The organism is Natrinema sp. HArc-T2, assembly GCF_041821085.1.
In the GTDB taxonomy this organism is placed as follows: domain Archaea; phylum Halobacteriota; class Halobacteria; order Halobacteriales; family Natrialbaceae; genus Natrinema.
On the sequence record NZ_JBGUAZ010000002.1, the window covers coordinates 348,474 to 365,330 of the forward strand.

15 protein-coding genes are annotated in these 16,857 nt (G+C 65.0%); 9 read left to right on the forward strand and 6 right to left on the reverse strand.

Annotation, left to right across the window (positions count from 1 at the left end; all coding sequences use genetic code 11):
* Positions 1-564 precede the first annotated feature (564 nt).
* From ACERI1_RS06280 to ACERI1_RS06290, 3 genes are all read right to left on the reverse strand, one after another.
* The gene (locus ACERI1_RS06280) at positions 565-4,176 is read right to left on the reverse strand and encodes a DNA polymerase II large subunit (RefSeq protein WP_373617216.1); all 3,612 of its coding nucleotides are present in this window, start codon (positions 4,174-4,176) and stop codon (positions 565-567) included.
* 1 nt (position 4,177) lies between these two features.
* Positions 4,178-4,597, reverse strand: coding sequence for a PPC domain-containing DNA-binding protein (locus tag ACERI1_RS06285; RefSeq protein ID WP_373617217.1), 420 nt, complete (start codon positions 4,595-4,597; stop codon positions 4,178-4,180).
* 101 nt (positions 4,598-4,698) lie between these two features.
* Positions 4,699-5,931: an MFS transporter gene (locus ACERI1_RS06290; protein ID WP_373617218.1), complete on the reverse strand. Its 1,233-nt coding sequence runs from the start codon at positions 5,929-5,931 to the stop codon at positions 4,699-4,701.
* A 154-nt stretch (positions 5,932-6,085) separates the two neighbouring features.
* Between ACERI1_RS06290 and ACERI1_RS06295 the strand changes: the two genes are divergently transcribed.
* The 3 genes from ACERI1_RS06295 (at position 6,086) to ACERI1_RS06305 (ending at position 9,595) form a co-directional block, all read left to right on the forward strand.
* Positions 6,086-7,438: an O-acetylhomoserine aminocarboxypropyltransferase/cysteine synthase family protein gene (locus ACERI1_RS06295; RefSeq protein WP_373617219.1), complete on the forward strand. Its 1,353-nt coding sequence runs from the start codon at positions 6,086-6,088 to the stop codon at positions 7,436-7,438.
* Positions 7,435-8,643, forward strand: a complete 1,209-nt coding sequence (gene metX, locus ACERI1_RS06300) for a homoserine O-acetyltransferase (protein ID WP_373617220.1) — start codon at positions 7,435-7,437, stop codon at positions 8,641-8,643. The genes ACERI1_RS06295 and metX overlap by 4 nt, the downstream gene beginning before the upstream one ends.
* 136 nt (positions 8,644-8,779) lie before the next feature.
* Positions 8,780-9,595, forward strand: coding sequence for a hypothetical protein (locus ACERI1_RS06305; RefSeq protein ID WP_373617221.1), 816 nt, complete (start codon positions 8,780-8,782; stop codon positions 9,593-9,595).
* 124 nt (positions 9,596-9,719) lie between these two features.
* Here ACERI1_RS06305 and ACERI1_RS06310 read toward each other — a convergent pair whose 3' ends face one another.
* The 3 genes from ACERI1_RS06310 to ACERI1_RS06320 all read right to left on the reverse strand — a co-directional run bounded on the left by ACERI1_RS06310 (position 9,720) and on the right by ACERI1_RS06320 (position 11,453).
* Positions 9,720-10,097, reverse strand: a complete 378-nt coding sequence (locus tag ACERI1_RS06310; protein ID WP_373617222.1) for a hypothetical protein — start codon at positions 10,095-10,097, stop codon at positions 9,720-9,722.
* A 189-nt stretch (positions 10,098-10,286) separates the two neighbouring features.
* Positions 10,287-10,952: a phosphoserine phosphatase SerB gene (gene serB / locus ACERI1_RS06315; protein WP_373617223.1), complete on the reverse strand. Its 666-nt coding sequence runs from the start codon at positions 10,950-10,952 to the stop codon at positions 10,287-10,289.
* A 45-nt stretch (positions 10,953-10,997) separates the two neighbouring features.
* The gene (locus ACERI1_RS06320; RefSeq protein ID WP_373617224.1) at positions 10,998-11,453 is read right to left on the reverse strand and encodes a universal stress protein; all 456 of its coding nucleotides are present in this window, start codon (positions 11,451-11,453) and stop codon (positions 10,998-11,000) included.
* A 201-nt stretch (positions 11,454-11,654) separates the two neighbouring features.
* Between ACERI1_RS06320 and ACERI1_RS06325 the strand changes: the two genes are divergently transcribed.
* The 6 genes from ACERI1_RS06325 to ACERI1_RS06350 all read left to right on the forward strand — a co-directional run bounded on the left by ACERI1_RS06325 (position 11,655) and on the right by ACERI1_RS06350 (position 16,855).
* Complete coding sequence (locus tag ACERI1_RS06325) at positions 11,655-12,551, forward strand: EamA family transporter (protein WP_373617226.1); 897 nt, start codon at positions 11,655-11,657, stop codon at positions 12,549-12,551.
* 70 nt (positions 12,552-12,621) lie between these two features.
* Positions 12,622-14,208, forward strand: coding sequence for a phosphoglycerate dehydrogenase (serA, locus tag ACERI1_RS06330; protein ID WP_373617227.1), 1,587 nt, complete (start codon positions 12,622-12,624; stop codon positions 14,206-14,208).
* A 99-nt stretch (positions 14,209-14,307) separates the two neighbouring features.
* Complete coding sequence (gene hisI / locus ACERI1_RS06335; RefSeq protein WP_373617228.1) at positions 14,308-14,676, forward strand: phosphoribosyl-AMP cyclohydrolase; 369 nt, start codon at positions 14,308-14,310, stop codon at positions 14,674-14,676.
* A 3-nt stretch (positions 14,677-14,679) separates the two neighbouring features.
* Complete coding sequence (locus ACERI1_RS06340; RefSeq protein ID WP_373617229.1) at positions 14,680-15,864, forward strand: hypothetical protein; 1,185 nt, start codon at positions 14,680-14,682, stop codon at positions 15,862-15,864.
* A 134-nt stretch (positions 15,865-15,998) separates the two neighbouring features.
* Positions 15,999-16,670: a DsbA family protein gene (locus tag ACERI1_RS06345; protein WP_373617230.1), complete on the forward strand. Its 672-nt coding sequence runs from the start codon at positions 15,999-16,001 to the stop codon at positions 16,668-16,670.
* Positions 16,671-16,717: 47 nt separating this feature from the next.
* Positions 16,718-16,855 carry a hypothetical protein gene (locus tag ACERI1_RS06350; protein ID WP_373617231.1) on the forward strand — a complete coding sequence of 46 codons (138 nt, stop codon included), beginning with the start codon at positions 16,718-16,720 and terminating at the stop codon, positions 16,853-16,855.
* The last annotated feature ends 2 nt before the right edge of the window (positions 16,856-16,857 follow it).

The window sequence follows — 16,857 nt, forward strand, 5'->3', positions numbered from 1 at the left end:
CGCGACGGCGATAAAGCCACAGCGCGCAGTCGTCGGGTCCCGCTCGAGGACGTGAGAGACACGATCCTCGAACAGTCAGCGGCAGCACGTTGCATGCCCGCAATCCAAGCATTGCGAACGCAACGCGTCCGTGCAACGGAGACAGAGGGTTGACCGATACCAACCGCGAGCGACCGCAGGGGGCGAGCGGACCGACGACTGATGAGAAGGCCCCGAAGGGGCCGAAACGGAGGACGGAGTGTCTTCGTGAGCAGTGCGAGACCATCGGTCTCGCAGGCCGTTCGCGTGGCGTTGCCGCGCGAAGACAGAGCGAACGAAGGCTCGGAAGGGCAGCCTGCGAGCGATAGCGAGCAGGGTCGTTTGCCGGTGGTTTTGATCAACACTAAGCGGGAGCTTTGCTCCCGCGAGGTCCGAGAGAGCTTGAGTGATCGGGGTTTGGTTTGAAGACTCGTTTCGGAAGCGTTCGCTCGAGTCACCGGATTCGAATAGCGTACCGGTGTAGCCACGATTCAGAAGCGACGCAGACCACTCAAGCTCTCTCGAACGACAGCGTAAAAGATTGGTTTACATGAAATCCTCGATCCCTGACTGTTTGTTCTTGTCATTCTCGAAGATGCTCTCGAGCGACCGCTCTAGAACCTCGAGGCGCTGTTTCGTGTAGTCGCGACAGTCGTACTCATCGGCGACCTGAATCGCGGTCTGCATGTACTTGTTCACCGAGCCCTGATGGACGGTGAGGTTGACCCGACCACCGCACTCGCGGCAGTCGCCGGTCAACGGCATCCGGCGGAACTTCTCGCCGCAGTCAAGACATCGGGTTTCCTGTCGCGAGAACGCACGGAGGTTTCCGATCAGATCTGGCAGGAAGTGGCCTTCGATGACCCGTTCGGCGACGTCAGTCTCGTCAACGGCGACGAGTTTCCGCGAGAGTTCGAGCTGAGCATCCATCTTGTCCATCATCGACCCCAGCGTCTTGTACGCCGAGAGGTCGGGCCCCATCGCGATGTCGGTGGTGTCGTGGGTGTGTTCGAAGCCGGTGTACTCCAGGTCGGTGCCGAGGTTCTCTTCGGCGATCTCGACGTCGACGTCCTCGGGGTCGGCCTGCTCGCGGGTCGCGAGATAGAACTCGCGGGGGTACTGGGAGACGACGTCCATGTTGTGGGCCTCGTCGTCGATCTCGGAGGGGTCGATCCGCGAGGACATGACCAGCGGGGCGTCCATCTTCCCCCCGCGCTGGTCGGGCAGAAAAGATTTACTAAAGTTGAGAAGTCCGTCGAGAAGTAGCATCACGCAATCTTCGTCACCGTCGCAGTTACGTCGTTTCGCGGCGTGAAAGTACGGATGTGCGTATCCGACGGCCGCACTCGTGAAACCGATCACACGCCCGACAGTTGCCGCCGACGTGTGCGGTGCCATCCCGAAGACGAGTTCGCCAACCAGATCCTGGCGGTCCTCGAACTCGTGGAACTGCTCGAGGCCATAGTACTGCTCCAGGAGGTCGTCGATGAAGTCGGCGGTCTTGAGCATGTGCTCGGCTGCACCGTCCGAGAGGACGATGTCCTGGACTTTGAGTTCGACAAGCTGGTCTTCGTGGGTGAGTGGTTCACCGTGGATATCCTCCCCGTAGCCAAGCGCCTGCAGTTGACCGACGTCGATGTCGAGTTCGCTTGCTCGAACCGACGTGACCGGGAGGTCGGTCATGTCGTAGCGGACGGTGCCGTCTTTGAACGCCGACACGTCGTGTTTCGCCCGGAGGATCCCCTTCTCGATGGGTTCGGGGATCTTGTTCTGTGATGACAGGCCCTTGACGCCTTTCAGGATCTCGAAGGCGTTCTCGCGTTCGCCGACGGACTCGAGGGCGTCGCGGAACTCCTCGTGAACGTCGATCTCGCGGGTCTCGACGCAGGTCCCCTCGCGCTCGCAGCGATCGCACTCGACGCGGCCGGCGTCGTCGGGCTCGAGGCGCTGGTCGCAGTCGGGACAGCGGTAATCCGGCGTCGTCCGCTCGTTGCAGTCGGGACAGCGATTTTTGAACGTCTCGGTACCACAGGTCTCACAGCGCTGCCGGCCGACCTGCAGTTCGACGACGCCGGGGGTATCGGACATCGTCTCGGCGTGGGTGGCGGCGTCGGCGACGTTGCGCTGCGTACCGCCGGCCTCGCCGATGGGAAAGAGCGTATGAACGGCAGGGCTCAGGTCGCGGCTCTCCGACTTCTCGGGACGGCCCATCCGGTTGCCGATCCGGGTGGGAGCGCGCTCGCGGACTCGGAAGGGCGCGACCTCGTTGACCGCCTCGATGGCGTTGTCGCCGTCGGCCTCGTGGCCCCACGTTCGCGCGCGCTCGGAGAGGTCGTCAGTAGACCAGGTGCGCTCGAGTTCGACGGTCGGCTCCTGTTCTTCGGGCTCGAGGGCCGCGCCGTCGGCGACCGCTTGCCGAGGCTCACAGCCGAGCGTCCGGACGAACGGTCGCCAGTCGTCGACCTCGAGACGGTCCTCGTCGGGGCGCTGGCGGTGTTCGATGACGATCGTCTCGAGAGCGTCGCGGACGGGATCGGTATAGGCGAGGACGAGCGTGTCGTCTTCGACCCGGCCCTCCGCAACCGCCTCGGAGAGCGTACAGAAGGCGTCGACCGATAGGTCGTGCCAGAGGTAAGTGTACTCGGGATGGAGGGGTGCGTCGTATTCGGTTGCCCACTCGAGAGACTCCTCAGGGTCAGGGAACTCGAGGTCGATTCGAGGGTCGTCCTCGAGTGCCTGGACGTCCGCCCCCGCCGCATCGAGATCCTGGACCCACCACTCGTAGGTGTAAGCGGCGGGCGCGAGCGGATGGTTGTTCTCGACGAACTCGCCGTAGTTGACCAGGTACTCGCCGAGATCGAGGATCTTCTCGATGCCGTTTCTGATCTCGAGTGCGTCCGCGGGGTCGTCGATCCGGCGCACGTCGCCGTTTGCCAGTTTGACGGTCGGCCCCTCGATGGAGTCGACGGGGACGACGCCGGCGGCCTTGCCGGGCCGTTCGGTCTTGATCTGGGTCCCCGTCGCGAGGAAGTCGTCGACCAGGTGCATCGCGGCGGGGTGGACGCCGGCGGTCGCGAAGCCGTGGTTGCGCGCGCGACCGTAGCGCAGCCGGAAGCCGCCCTCGGCACAGGGATGGGAGAAGACGGGCCGACCAGCGATCAGATCCCGGAGGAACTTCGTGGATTCCTCGACGCGCGGAGGTCCCTCGGGCTCGTCGTCCGCGGCGTCTCCATCGGCGGCTGCGTCTTCCTCGTCGCCATCTCCCCCGTCGTCCCCGTCCGCATCGCTTCCCTCGTCTTCCTCGTCCGCAGCGTCGTCGTAGTAGGTCCCATCGATGAGATCCTGCAGCCACGGCCAGTCGATCTCGTCTAAGTTCCGGGTGTAGCGCTGGATCTTCGGTGCCTTCAGCGCGATCCCCTCCGCGAGGACCAGACACATGCCACCGCGGGCGCTGTTGGTGTCGACCCGCTCTAAGTCGCGAAAGCCAGAGACCTCCTCGTCGCCGGTGGCCTCCCCGTCGAGCATGATCGGCATATGCTCGGCGATGAACTTCGTCTCCTTGTCCTTGGGCGTGTACTGGAGGCCGGTCTCCTTGTCGTACAGCGAGATTTCCTCGGCGTAGCGCTCGATCTCCTCGTCGCGGGCGTTGTACCCATCGATCCCAACGAGTGCACGGGTGTAGTCGGCGACGAGCACCGACAGCGCCTGTGCAGTCCCACCCGCCGAGCGGATCGGGCCGGCGTAGTAGACGTTGACGAACTCGGAGCCGTCGTCGTTCTGGAGGATTTCGACCTTGTCGATCCCCTCGATCGGCGCGGCGACGACCCCCTCGGTTAACAGGGCGACCGCAGTACGCACAGCACCTTCGACCTTGCCGGCTTTCGTCTCGTAGTCGCCGACGCGGCCCTCGGCGAAGTCCTCCGCGAGCTCGAGGGCGGCCTCCTCTCTGCTCATCTGGCCTTCGAGTTCGCGGACCCGTTCGGCGACGCCGTCGATGCCCAGAATGTTCTCGACGCGGTCGGCCATGTCGCGTGCGGTCGGGATCTCGACTTCGGGCTTCGGATCGCCGCCGCGTTCTTTGGCTCGCTCGGCCACGTCGAACGCATCGTCTAACTGGGACTCGAGCCGTTCGAAGTAGCGTTCGTCTTCCGCCCGCATGTCAGAGCCAGAGGTCGAGGTCGGTCGTCTCGTCGTGGTTGCGCTCGAGAGACTCCTCGAAGACACGCATATGGACCTCGCCGGCCCAGACCGTCGCTTCGTTCAGATGGCCGGCAACCGCGTTGCCGTCCGGCCCCGAGAGGACGATGTGGGTGTGGGCGAAGCGGTCGCCGTCCAGTATGGAGACGTTCCCGACGCAACTGGCAACCTCGAGCGGTTCGTCGAATTCGATCGGCTCGTACTCGCATTCATCTTGATCGTAGAAGCACAGTTCGGCGTCCTGGACCGCGCCGAGTGCGGTAAACCAGGCGGCATCGGCGTCGACCGCGTCGGCGAGGGACTCGATCTCGGCCCGCCAGTCGGCACCCGTCTCGAGGCGGGCGACGTACTCGTCGGTCGTCTCGACGGCGCGATAGTTCATACAGCTACTGTGTCGGCCGGCAGAAAAAGCCCACCGGTCGCGACGCAAGACTGCCACGGTCACTGATAAATTGACGCTCGCTACGGCGAGAGTCGCGACGCTCAGGCGTCGCCGCGGTCGCTCGAGCGGACCCGATCGGCCGCCCCGAGCGAGAGTCGGAGGAAGATCGGGACCGTGACGAGGGCAATGGCGATCTCGAGGCCGCCGACGACGAGAAAGGCGAGATCGTAGCCGTAGCGGCTGGCGACGGTGCCGCCGAGGGCGAAGCCGCCGAGAAAGCCGAGGCTGCCGGCGAGGTTGAACCCGGCCATAGCGAGGCCGCGCTCGCTCTCGTCAGCCAGATCGGAGACCAGCGCCATCGTCGCGGGGGCGACTAGCGCACCGAGGACGCCGACGGCGATCATGGCGACCGCGGCAATCGGGACCGACGGCGCAGCGCCGACGGCGATGATGCCGACGCCGTAACACAGCGAGCCGACGACGATCGGGATCGTCCGCCCGATCCGGTCCGAGAGCGCGCCCATTGGATACTGCAGGAGGGCGAAGGGCGCGAAAAAGCATGCCAACATGAGCCCAGTCAATCCGGCGTCGAGGCCGAACTGCTGTTGGAAGTACAGCGTCCCCACGAGCGCGAAGAAGCCAGCTGTGAGTCGGTCGACGAACCCGAAGGCGTACGGAACGGAAAGCATCGGCTGCCGGCGAATCCCGTCGACGAGTGCGCGAGCAGTTCGGCGCGTGTCGGGCGTGCGGTCGTCGACGCTCGAGACGGCGAGGCTCACGCAGACGAGCAAGCCGGCGGCGACGACCAGCGGCGCGCGCGGGTCGAGCTCGGTCAGTTGGCCGCCGACCGGCGCGCCGAGTGCGGCCCCGGAGCCGATGGCGATTCCGGCCGCGCCCATGTTCCGACCGTGGCCACCCTCCAGATCCATCAGCATGGTCATCGTCAGCGAGAACGCCCCGACGGTCATCGCCCCCTGGAAGACGCGAAGGGCGAGCACGCCCGCGAAGGGGATCGAGTCCAGCGTGGGGACGGCGGCAAGAGTGGCGTAGCCGGCTGCGCCGGCGATCGCGCCGGTGACGATAAACGGCGTCCGCCGACCAGTCGTGTCGCTCACGATCCCCCAGACGCCGACGAACGCGACGTACGCCGCGAACTCGGCGATCAGAAACCACATACTCGCATCGAGCGCGCTCGCGGCAAAGGTTGAGGCCGCCTCGTCGGCCCCCAGCGTCGCGACGAGCGTCGACACGCCCGGATAGAGCAACAGCTGCGAGAACAACACCGCGAAGACGAGGACAGCGAGGACGACCCGATCGCGGTCACTCGAGTGCACGGACAGCCGTTGGTGCTACGATCCTATGAAGCGTCCGTTCTGCATCGGACTGTCGTCGCGCCGACTGTCGGCAGTGGGTGTGTAGCATTCTCTAGCCTGCTGTTTTTGCCGTTACTGCGACGCATATGTGGCTAGAGCAGTATGCATACTAAACATGAGCGACGACGCGAGCGACGGGCACGAGGCCGACTCCGGCGCCGAGCGTGGCGGGCGCGGACTCGGCACGCGCAGCGTCCACGCCGGCCAATCTCCCGATCCGACGACCGGCGCGAGGGCACCACCGATCTACCAGACCACCTCCTACGTCTTCGAGGACGCCGACACTGCCGCCGACCGCTACGCGCTCGAGGACGACGGCTACATCTACTCTCGGATCGCCAACCCGACCGTTACAGTTCTCGAGGATCGTCTCGCCGCACTCGAGGGTGGCGCGGGCGCGGTCGCGACCGGCAGCGGCATGGCCGCGCTCGACTCTGCAGTCCTGATCCTCGCCGAGGCGGGCGACAACATCGTCTGTTCGACCGACACGTACGGCGGAACATCGACCTACTTCTCGAAGACGGCCACACGGCGGAACATCGAGCCGAAATTCGTTCCCACCCTCGAGTACGACGCCTACGAGGAAGCCATCGACGAGGACACCGCCTTTGTCCACGTCGAGACGATCGGCAACCCCTCGCTCGTGACGCCCGACTTCGAGCGCGTTGCCGAGATCGCCCACGACAACGGCGTCCCCCTCGTCGTCGACAACACGTTCGCGACGCCGGCGCTGTGTCGGCCCCTCGAGCACGGGGCCGACGTCGTCTGGGAATCGACGACCAAGTGGCTCCACGGCTCGGGGACAACCGTCGGCGGTGTCCTCGTCGACGGCGGCTCGTTCCCCTGGGGCGAGCACGGCTACGACGAAATCGCCGGGCAAAACCACGCCTACCACGACGTCGACTTCTCGCGGGACTTCTCGGATGCACCGTTCGCCGCGACTGCCCGATTCCGGTCGCTACGTAGCCTGGGTAACCAGCAGTCGCCGTTCGACGCCTGGCAGACCTTACAGGGCCTCGAGTCGATGCCGCTCCGCGTCGAGAAACACTGCGAGAACGCCGCCATCGTCGCGGAGTACCTCGATGACCACGACGACGTCGCCTGGGTCACCCACCCCGGCCTCGAGTCCCATCCGACCCACGACAACGCCACGGAATACCTCGCGGACTTCGGCGGGATGGTCGCGTTTGGGCTCGAGGAAGGCTTCGAAGCGGGCAAAGCCTTCTGCGAGGAGGTCGAGCTGGCTTCCTTCCTCGCGAACATCGGCGACGCGAAGACGCTGGTGATCCACCCCGCGAGCACGACTCACGGCCAGCTCTCACCGGACGAACGGGAGGAGGCCGGCGTCACCGAAGACCTGATCCGCATGTCGGTCGGTATCGAGGACCCCGCGGACATCCTGGCCGACCTCGAGCAAGCCATCGAGGCCGCGACACAGGCCTGTCGATCCGACGGTGAGGGGCAATGACGACAAAGGATACAGTCGATCTGGGCGAGTTCGAGTTCCTCTCGGGTGAGTCGATCCCGCGTCTCGAGGTGGCCTACGAGACCTACGGCGAGTTTACCGGCGACAATGCGGTGCTGATCTGTCACGCGCTGACCGGCAGCGCCCACGTCGCCCGTCGGCCGGACGCCGGCGACGAGACCGCAGGCCAGGCCCGCGCCTGGTGGGGCGACGTCGTCGGTCCCGGGAAGGCGGTCGACACGAGCGAGTACTACGTGATCTGTGCGAACACGCCCGGCTCGTGTTACGGGACGACTGGCCCCGCAAGCGAGAACCCGGAAACGGGCGAACCCTACGGTACCGACTTTCCACCGGTGACGATCGGCGACTGGACCCGCGCCCAGCGGCGGCTGCTGGACGAACTGGGAATCGGCCGGCTGCACGCCGTCATCGGCGGCAGCGTCGGCGGCATGAACGTTCTCGATTGGCTCCGACGGTATCCCGACGACGTCGAACGGGCAGGTGCGGTCGCCACTGCCGCCAAGCTCGACCCACAGTGTCTCGCGCTCGATACAGTTGCCCGGCGGGCAATTACGTCCGATCCCAACTGGAATGGGGGCCACTACTACGACGGTCCCGAGCCCGAAGACGGGCTGGCGCGCGCGCGCCAAATCGGCCACATCATGTACCTCTCGAAGGCCTCGATGGACCGGAAGTTCGGTCGCCGATCGGCGGGCCGGGAGACGGTTCGCGAGAAGCCGCCGGACCCCGCGGCTGCCTTCTTCCCCTACCGAGAGGTCGAGTCCTATCTGGACTATCAGGCCGACAAGTTCACCGATCGGTTCGACGCCAACAGCTACCTCTACATGACGCGCGCGATGGACGACTTCGACCTCTCAGCGGGCTACGAATCCGACGCCGACGCGCTGGCGGCCTTCGAGGGCGAACTCCTCGTACTGTCGTTTACCGGCGACTGGCACTTCACCGTCGAGCAGGCCGAGTCACTGGCCGAGTCGGCACGCGAGGCTGACGTCGACGTCGCCCACCACGTCATCGAATCCGACCACGGCCACGACGCCTTCCTCGTCGAGCCCGAAACCGTCGGCCCGCCGCTGTCGGATCTGCTCGCGGACGGCCTCGGCGGCAGTTCGATCACTGACACGGCACCGGAACAACCCGACGAGACCGGAGAGTTCGCGCCCGTTCATACGAGTTTATTTTCCAGATAGGATAGTATAGTTCCTGTCATATACGAGAGATATTTAGCCCTGGCAGTACGTTAAACACGTCCGCCTGCGGATTATATTTGAGCTCGTGACAAACTGTTCCGTAAATTATAATAACACGCTTACTTATGTGTTGGTAATGTCAGACGGAGAGCAACTCGAGTACGAAGAGGAATCGGGCGAACAACGGCACGTATCACAGTCAAGCGACAATGAGCTGCCGATCAAAGAGGGGGCAGTGTTCGGGGCGATCGCCGTGGTCGCGACGTACCTCGCGCATCTCCTGATAACAGTCGTGGTCGCGGGACAGACATCACCGCAGACGTACATCGACGGGAACACCGAGAGCCCGACGGTCGTGGTGACGGACCTCGTCCCATCGTGGGTCGCAGCCGGATGGAGCTATCTCTCGACGTTCGGGATCGGATTCGAGGCCAGCGGAGAAGCCGCGACGCTCGGCGACGCGCCGAACAACGTCGCCGCGATAACCAACTCCCCGTTCTTGCTGTCCGATACGCTGCTGTTCGTCGCCACGATCGGGTCCGTCGTCGCCGCCGGATACGCGGTCGCCCGCTACACCGGTGCTGACGACCCCGTCGAAGCGGTCAAGGCTGCCGTGACGGTCGTCCCGCCGTATCTGGTGTTCGCAGCGATCGCCGCGTTCCTGATGACACACACCTACGCCGATCAGTCCCTCGTGGGAACGATCGCCGGAGTGTCGGTCGAGAACGCCAACTCGATGAACGATCTGGGTACCGTGCCGGCGCTCGACGGCGGGCAGTTCATCAACGACGATGGCGAGATCACCGGGAGCATCGAGTTCGGTCCGTCGACGAACGATGCGATCCTCTTTGCCGGCATCGTCATTCCCGCCGTCCTCGCAGCCGTCGGCGGACTGGTAACCCAGTGGCGAGACGCGATCGATACGGCCGTCGCGAAGGTCAACGAGCGGTAAGCGGCGACCGATCCGACGCTGCCGTTTTTTCGATCCGCAACTCGGACAGACGCCTGTCAGTTAGATTCGGTGCACCTACAACCCGTCATGCAGGTGTGCCGGTCACTTGTGACAGCAGACCGTCTCAGTCACCGGAGCCGTACCCGCCCTCGAGTGGAACGTACTGGTCTGCAGTCGAGCGGCCCGAGCGTCGACGAGTGATCCAGTACTGGAGATCGGAGACGAACAGCGCGAGGTTTTCGCGGGCGAGTACCTTCATCGAGACGCCCTGTGGCGAACGGAACAGCGCGATCAACGACCACATCGTCCCGGCCGCAAGCGCACCCGCAGCGGAGAAGGTCATCCCCAGCGTGAAAAACGTCGTCGCATAAACGAACCCGATGCCCATCGACGGCAGGCTCGTGCCGAGGGGGACACGCGCACTCGAGTCACGCAGCGTCGGTGCGAGAAAGACGATCGAGAGACTGCTCCCAGCCATGAATACGAGGTCTTGCCACATCATCATGGCTACTTACTCAATTGTGAGTTAAAACTCTCTCGGTCGAGAAATGGGCAGTTAGCACTGAGAGTCAGCGATCACTGATGAAGCGATAGAACCCACGAGGAGAACGGGACGAGAGCCGCGTCGACCCGTCGTCGTGGGACCACAACAGGCTATTACGCGGGCTAAATACGGCTTAGTCTCGAGCGATCAGGGCTCGGCGAGGACGGTCTCCTCGACCAGCGTCTCGCGGGCCTCGTCCATCGACGTGACGACGACGTCACAGTAGGGTTCGACCGCCGGTTTGGGTTCGAAGCCGATCGCCAGCCCGGCCACTTTGAGCATCGGCAGATCGTTAGCGCCGTCGCCGACCGCCACGGTCTCGTCGAGGTCGACGCCGACATCGTCGGCGAGGTCCTCGAGCGCGTCGTCCTTGGTCCCCTCGATCAGCGGCCCTTCGACGTCGCCGGTGAGTTCGTCTCCCTCGATCGGCAGCCGGTTCGAGACGATGTGGTCGACGGACACGTCCTCTCGTTCGAGGGCAGCGGCGACGCCGCGTTCGAATCCGCCGGTGAGGATGGCGGTCGTGACGCCGGCGTCGTTCAGTTCCGCGATGAGGTCGGCAGCGCCCTCACGGAGGACGACCTCGTCGAAGGCCGCTTCGGCCTCTGCTTTTGGGAGCCCCTCGAGCAGGGCCGCACGCGAGCGCAGACTCTCGGCGTAACCGATCTCGTCGTTCATCGCGCGCTCGGTGATCGATTCCATGTCGTCGGCGACGCCACAGCGGTCACCGAGCAGGACGGTCATTTCGGAGTCGGAAAGCGTTCCGTCGAAGTCGAAAGCGACGACTGTCATTGCTCGCCGCTTGTGGGTCACCGGATAAACCAGTTCAGGTTTCGACTCGCGAAGCTCGACGATAACCTACTCCTCACCCTCGACCGGCGTCTTGACGATCGTCACCGGTCGTGTGGCCAGCCGCGCGACGCGGTCCGTGACGCTGCCGAGTAGTTGGCGGTACTCGCCGGACCGTTCTTTCGAGCCCATCACGAGCAGGTCGACGTCTGCCTCGTCGGCGTAGTCGAGGATCTGCTCGTGGGGCGAGCCATGTCTGACGACCGTCGTCGTCTCGAGTCCCGCTTCGGCGGCCGCCTCGGCAGCCGACTCGAGGGCGTCCTCGCCGACCTGTTCGAGGGCGGCCTCTAACCCTTCGAACTCGTGGACGTACTCGTCGCCGCTGTAGGAACTGTAGACATCGCTGTCGACGATGTACAACAGGTGAAGTTCGGCCCCGGCGTGTTCGGCGACGGCGATGGCGTGATCGGTGGCGAGTTCGGTTCCTTCCTCAGCATCGGTCGGCAGCAAGATGCGTTCGTACATGGGTACCACTACACGTTCCACACCGAAAACGTTGAGCAGAGAGTTCACGTCACGAGAACCCCGGATAGCATCGCCGACTGCGGACGGATATGGGCACGTTCCGGGCCCCAAACCGATATCGTAACGTTCTCGCCGCGCTACTGGAAACGCGTCCGACGTGTCCGTACAAGACGACCGCCAGCAGCCTGCGGTGATCGACCGATGACCGCGGCGACGCTCGAGGTCGTCGCGATCGCCTTAGTCCCGGCGGTTCTCTGGGGGTTCTCGCCGATCTTCGATAAACGGGGGATGGCCGCGGGCGGCGGTGCCGTGCAGGCGTCGCTGGTCGTCGTACTCGTCGACTCGACGTGTTACTGGCTCGCCATCGCGGCCCTCGAGGGTCGGTCGGCTATGGCGGGGCTGACCGGCGAGACGCTGGCCGTCTTCGCGTTCGCGGGCGTGGTCGGCACCGCAGTCGGGCGAATTACGATCTTCGTCGGCGTCGATAGAGTGGGCGCGAGTCTCAACAGCGCGATCCTCAGCGCGCGACCGCTGTTCGCGACGCTGATCGCGCTGGTCGCGCTTGGCGAACCGCTCGGGCCCGTCACCGGCGTCGGGATCGTCGTCCTCGTGGCCGGCCTCGCACTGCTTGCGACCGCTCGCGGCGGCGACCTCGCGGGGTGGACCACCCGCGACCTGCTGTGGCCGATCGCCGCCGCAGCTACCTTCGCGGTCGCGAACGTCAGCCGCCGATACGGCATGCTCGAGACGCCGATATCGGCTCTCGAGGCGGTTGCGATAAACGAGACCGCCGGCCTGGTCGCCCTGTTGGCGTACGTCCTCGCCTGGGGTGGTCGTGACGCGCTCGCGAAACCGCGGGCGTCGTATCGCTACTTCGTGGGCAGCGGCCTGCTGACGACCGTCGCGATGCTTGCGTTGATGACCGCACTCGGCCTCGAGGGTGGCCGGATCGCCGTCGTCGACCCGCTGGTCGCAACCGCGCCGCTGTTTACCCTGCTGTTTGCTGCCGTCTTCCTGCGCGACGTCGAGCGAGTAACGAAAGGCGTCGTCGTCGGCGCAGCGTTGATCGTGGTTGGCGCTGCACTGATCACGATCTGAGACAGCGGTATGTTTTGCCGGCCACGCGCACAACGGAAGGGTTTACGTGCTCCGCACGGTTTGCTCGCACATGAAGGTTCTCGTCACGGATCCCATCGCGGATGCGGGTCTGGACGTACTCAGAGACGCCGGCCACGAGGTCGAAACGGGCTACGAACTCGAGGGAGACGACCTCCTCGAGGCAGTCTCGGACGCAAACGGGCTCATCGTTCGCTCCGGGACCGAAGTCACGGACGAGGTCCTCGCGGCCGCCGAGGAACTGGTTATCGTTGGTCGAGCAGGAATCGGCGTCGACAACATCGACATCGACGCTGCCACCGACGAAGGTGTCATCGTCGCCAACGCCCCCGAGGGCAACGTGCGCGCAGCCGCCGAGCACACCGTCGCGATGACGTTCGCGGCTGCCCGCTCGATCCCGCAGGCACACATCCGCCTGAAAAACGGCGAATGGGCCAAAAGCGACTACCTCGGTGCTGAGCTCAACGGGAAGACGCTGGGCGTCGTCGGCCTCGGTCGCGTCGGTCAGGAGGTCGCCAAGAAACTCGACTCGCTTGGCATGGACATCGTCGCCTTCGACCCCTACATCTCCGAGGAGCGCGCTGACCGCCTCGGTGCCGAACTCGTCGACTTCGAGCCGTGTCTCGAGCGCGCCGACTTCCTCACCATCCACACGCCGCTGACGCCCGAGACGGAGGGCATGATCGGCGCTGACGAACTCGATCTCCTCGAGGACGGCTACATCGTCAACGTCGGCCGCGGCGGCATCATTCAGGAGGACGCACTCGCCGCCAAAGTCGAGGACGGCACGGTCGCCGGTGCGGCACTGGACGTCTTCGCCGAGGAGCCCCTGTCTGCGGACTCGCCGCTGCTCGAGCACGACGACATCATCGTCACGCCCCACCTCGGGGCCTCGACGGAGGCCGCACAGGAAAACGTCGCGACCTCGACCGCAGAGCAGGTCAACGCCGCGATCGCCGGCGAGCCGGTCGCCAACGCCCTGAACGCCCCCTCGATCGACGAGAGCGCGTTCCCCCGCGTCGAGCCCTACATCGACCTCGCCGAAACCGCCGGCAAGGTCGCCGCGCAACTGCTCGAGGGCCGCATCGAGGATGTCGAAGTCGTCTACGAGGGCGAAATCGCCGACGAAGACGTCGAGTTCGTCACCGCGAGCGCGCTCAAGGGCGTCTTCGAGCCCCTCGAGTGGCAGGTCAACGCGGTCAACGCGCCGCAGATCGCAGAGGATCGTGGCGTCGACGTCACCGAGTCCAAGACACGCCAGGCCGAGGACTTCCAGAGCCTGATTTCGGTGACCGTCAGCAACGACGACGACGAAGTGTCCGTCGACGGCACCCTCTTTGCGGGTGACGACCCGCGGATCGTCCGCATCGACGGCTACCGCGTCGACGCCATCCCCCACGGTCGGATGGTCATCACGCGCAACACCGACGAACCCGGCGTCATCGGCCTCATCGGCTCCGTCATGGGCGCCCACGACGTCAACATCGCCGGCATGTTCAACGCCCGCGAGACCATCGGCGGCGAAGCACTGACCGTCTACAACGTCGACAGCGAGGTCCCCGCAGAAGCGAAAGCGGAACTCGAGGACGACGAGCGCGTCATCGGCGTCAGCGACATCACGCTGAACGGACAGAACTAACCGCGAGAGCGAGGCGACACACGCAGCATACGCGCTCTTTTTCGCCGAACGACAGCCGGTGGCAAAAGACCTATCGCTCGGACGACCAACGTCTCGAGTATGACCGACGACGTTGCAGTCGACTTCGGCGAGGACGGGCTCGTCCCCGCCGTGGCACAGGACGCCGATACCGGCGAGGTCCTCATGCTCGCGTACGTCTCGCCGGAGGCGCTCGAGCGAACGCGCGAGACTGGCCGCGCTCACTACTATTCGCGAAGCCGCGACGAGTTGTGGGAGAAAGGGGCGACGAGCGGCCACGTGCAAGACGTTCAGGAGATCCGCGTCGACTGCGACGCCGACACCCTGTTGTATCTGGTCGACCAGGAAGGCGGCGCGTGTCACACCGGCCACCGGTCGTGTTTCTACCGGACGATCGAGGGCGAGAACGTCGGCGAGCAAGTGTTCGACCCGGACGCCGTCTACGAGTAACCGATGAGCGAGCGCGTCCCGCCCGCCGACGCCCGCTCCGACGCCAGCAGTAGCGACGACCCGACACCGCTCGAGACCCTCGAGGCCGCCCGCGACCGCCTCGAGACGATCGAGACGCGGATCGATGATCACGGCGCGGACACCGTCGAGGAGGTTGCAACCGCCTATCGAAACGCGACCGACCTACTCGAGGACTACGTCGACCGCGCGACCGGGACCGGCAAGGAGAACTTTCAGGCGTATATCGAGCTCGAGGGGAAATTCGACGGGCTGGTCTCCGAGCTCGACGAGGACCTCCCTGAGCGCGCGGCCTTCGAGGACGCCCTCGAGGCGATCGACAAACGCCGACTCAGCGAAACCGATTTCGAACGGGCCCACGACGCTCTCAAGCCGGCAGCAAAATACGCGGACATGCTCGACGAACGCGAGGCTGCCCGCGAGGCGCTGGCGGAGGCCCGCAAAGCCGCGAACAAACGGCTGCGAACGCTCGACGACGAGATCGACGAGCGCGAGCGGCTGCTCGAACTCGCGGATGCGGATCTCGACGCCCCGGTCGAGCGACTTCGTGAGCCGATCGAGGACTACAACGAGGCGATCCGCGAGGCGTTCGAAGCCTATCGCCTCGAGACGAGCGCCCGCGAGGTGTTCGATCTCATCGAGCGAAGCCAGTGGTATCCGTTCGTGACCTACGAGCGCCCGCCCGACGACCTGCTGGCGTACGTCCGTGAGACGCCAGCAGGCGAGTACACGATCCCCGAGTTGCTCGAGTACGCCGACTACTCCCGCTCGAAGCTCTCGCATTACGTCGAGAGCGCGGACGAGCTCAAACGCACCGTCGCCACACAGCAGACCTACCTCGAAGGGATCGACGCCGGGGCGCTGACGGTCGACTGGCCGCCCGAGCCCGAGGGGGCCCTGCGATGTCGAACACGGGAGTACCAACCGTTCGTCGCACGCGTCGGCGACGAGGACGTCGTCGCAGCCTTACGCGAGGTGCGACTGCTCGCGACCAACCGCGACTACGACCGCTTGCAGACCGCAGCCCAGGCCGTCGCACAGCTGACGCCCACCGAACGCGAGCGGCTGGCCGACGGTCGCGTCGCCGACGAACTCGAGACGTTGCGGGCCGAACGGGAGCGACTCGAGGACGCGCTCGCGGTCGACGATCCGCTCTCTAGTAACAACTGAAACTGTTTACACACTGACCGCACAGCCGTCGTGCGATCAGGTGCGCACTGACGGTCAGTGGCTACGATGGTAAGCGGTGCTGCGCGCGTTGCCGAACGGCATCGTATATATATCGCTGGGCCGTTCGCCCGACTATGCGAACGACGCGGCGGTCAACCCTCGTTGCACTTGGTGGCACGCTCACGCTGTCGACCACGGCCGGCTGTCTCGGCGGTTTCGGCGGCGGATCGCTTCCCGACGACTGCGACGGCGAAGCGGTCGAAACGGTCGATTCGCTGCCCCACCCGACACTGGGCCCGGAAGACGCCCCCGTCACCGTCGACGTCTTCGAGGATTTCGCCTGTGGCCACTGTGCGAGGTTCACCACAACCGTCTATCCGCAGATCGAATCGAACTACATCGAGCCCGGAGACATCCGCTATCGGTATTTCGACTACCCGATCCCCGTCGATGAAAACTGGTCGTGGCGTGCTGCCTCGGCCGCCCGCGCAGTACAAGATCGAACCGACGCCGAGACGTTCTTTTCTTTTGCCAAGGGGATCTACGAGGAACAATCCCGACTCACCGAAGACGGGTACCAGTTCATCCGGGAGGTCGCCGACGACAACGGCGTCGACGGCTGTACGGTCGCCACAGCGGCCAAAGAGGAGGCATACCAAGCAGTTGTCGAGGCGGACAAGCAGACAGGCGACGACCGGGGCGTCCCCGGAACGCCAGCCGTCTTCGTCGACGGCGAACTCCTCGAGAACTACGCGTGGGACACTGTCAGCGCCGCGATCGACGGGCGACTCGAAGGCTCGAACTAAGCGGTCGCGAGCAGTCGGTTTATAAACGGGCAGACGAGTCACAGTGCATGAGCGGGTCAGGACCGGGACGGCGGGACGTTCTCATCGCAACATCTGGGATGCTCATGGTTGCCGGCTGTACGGATAGCATGGCTACCACATCCGGCTACGGCGCGGCGTACGGAGACGCGTACGGGAGCGAGTGAGC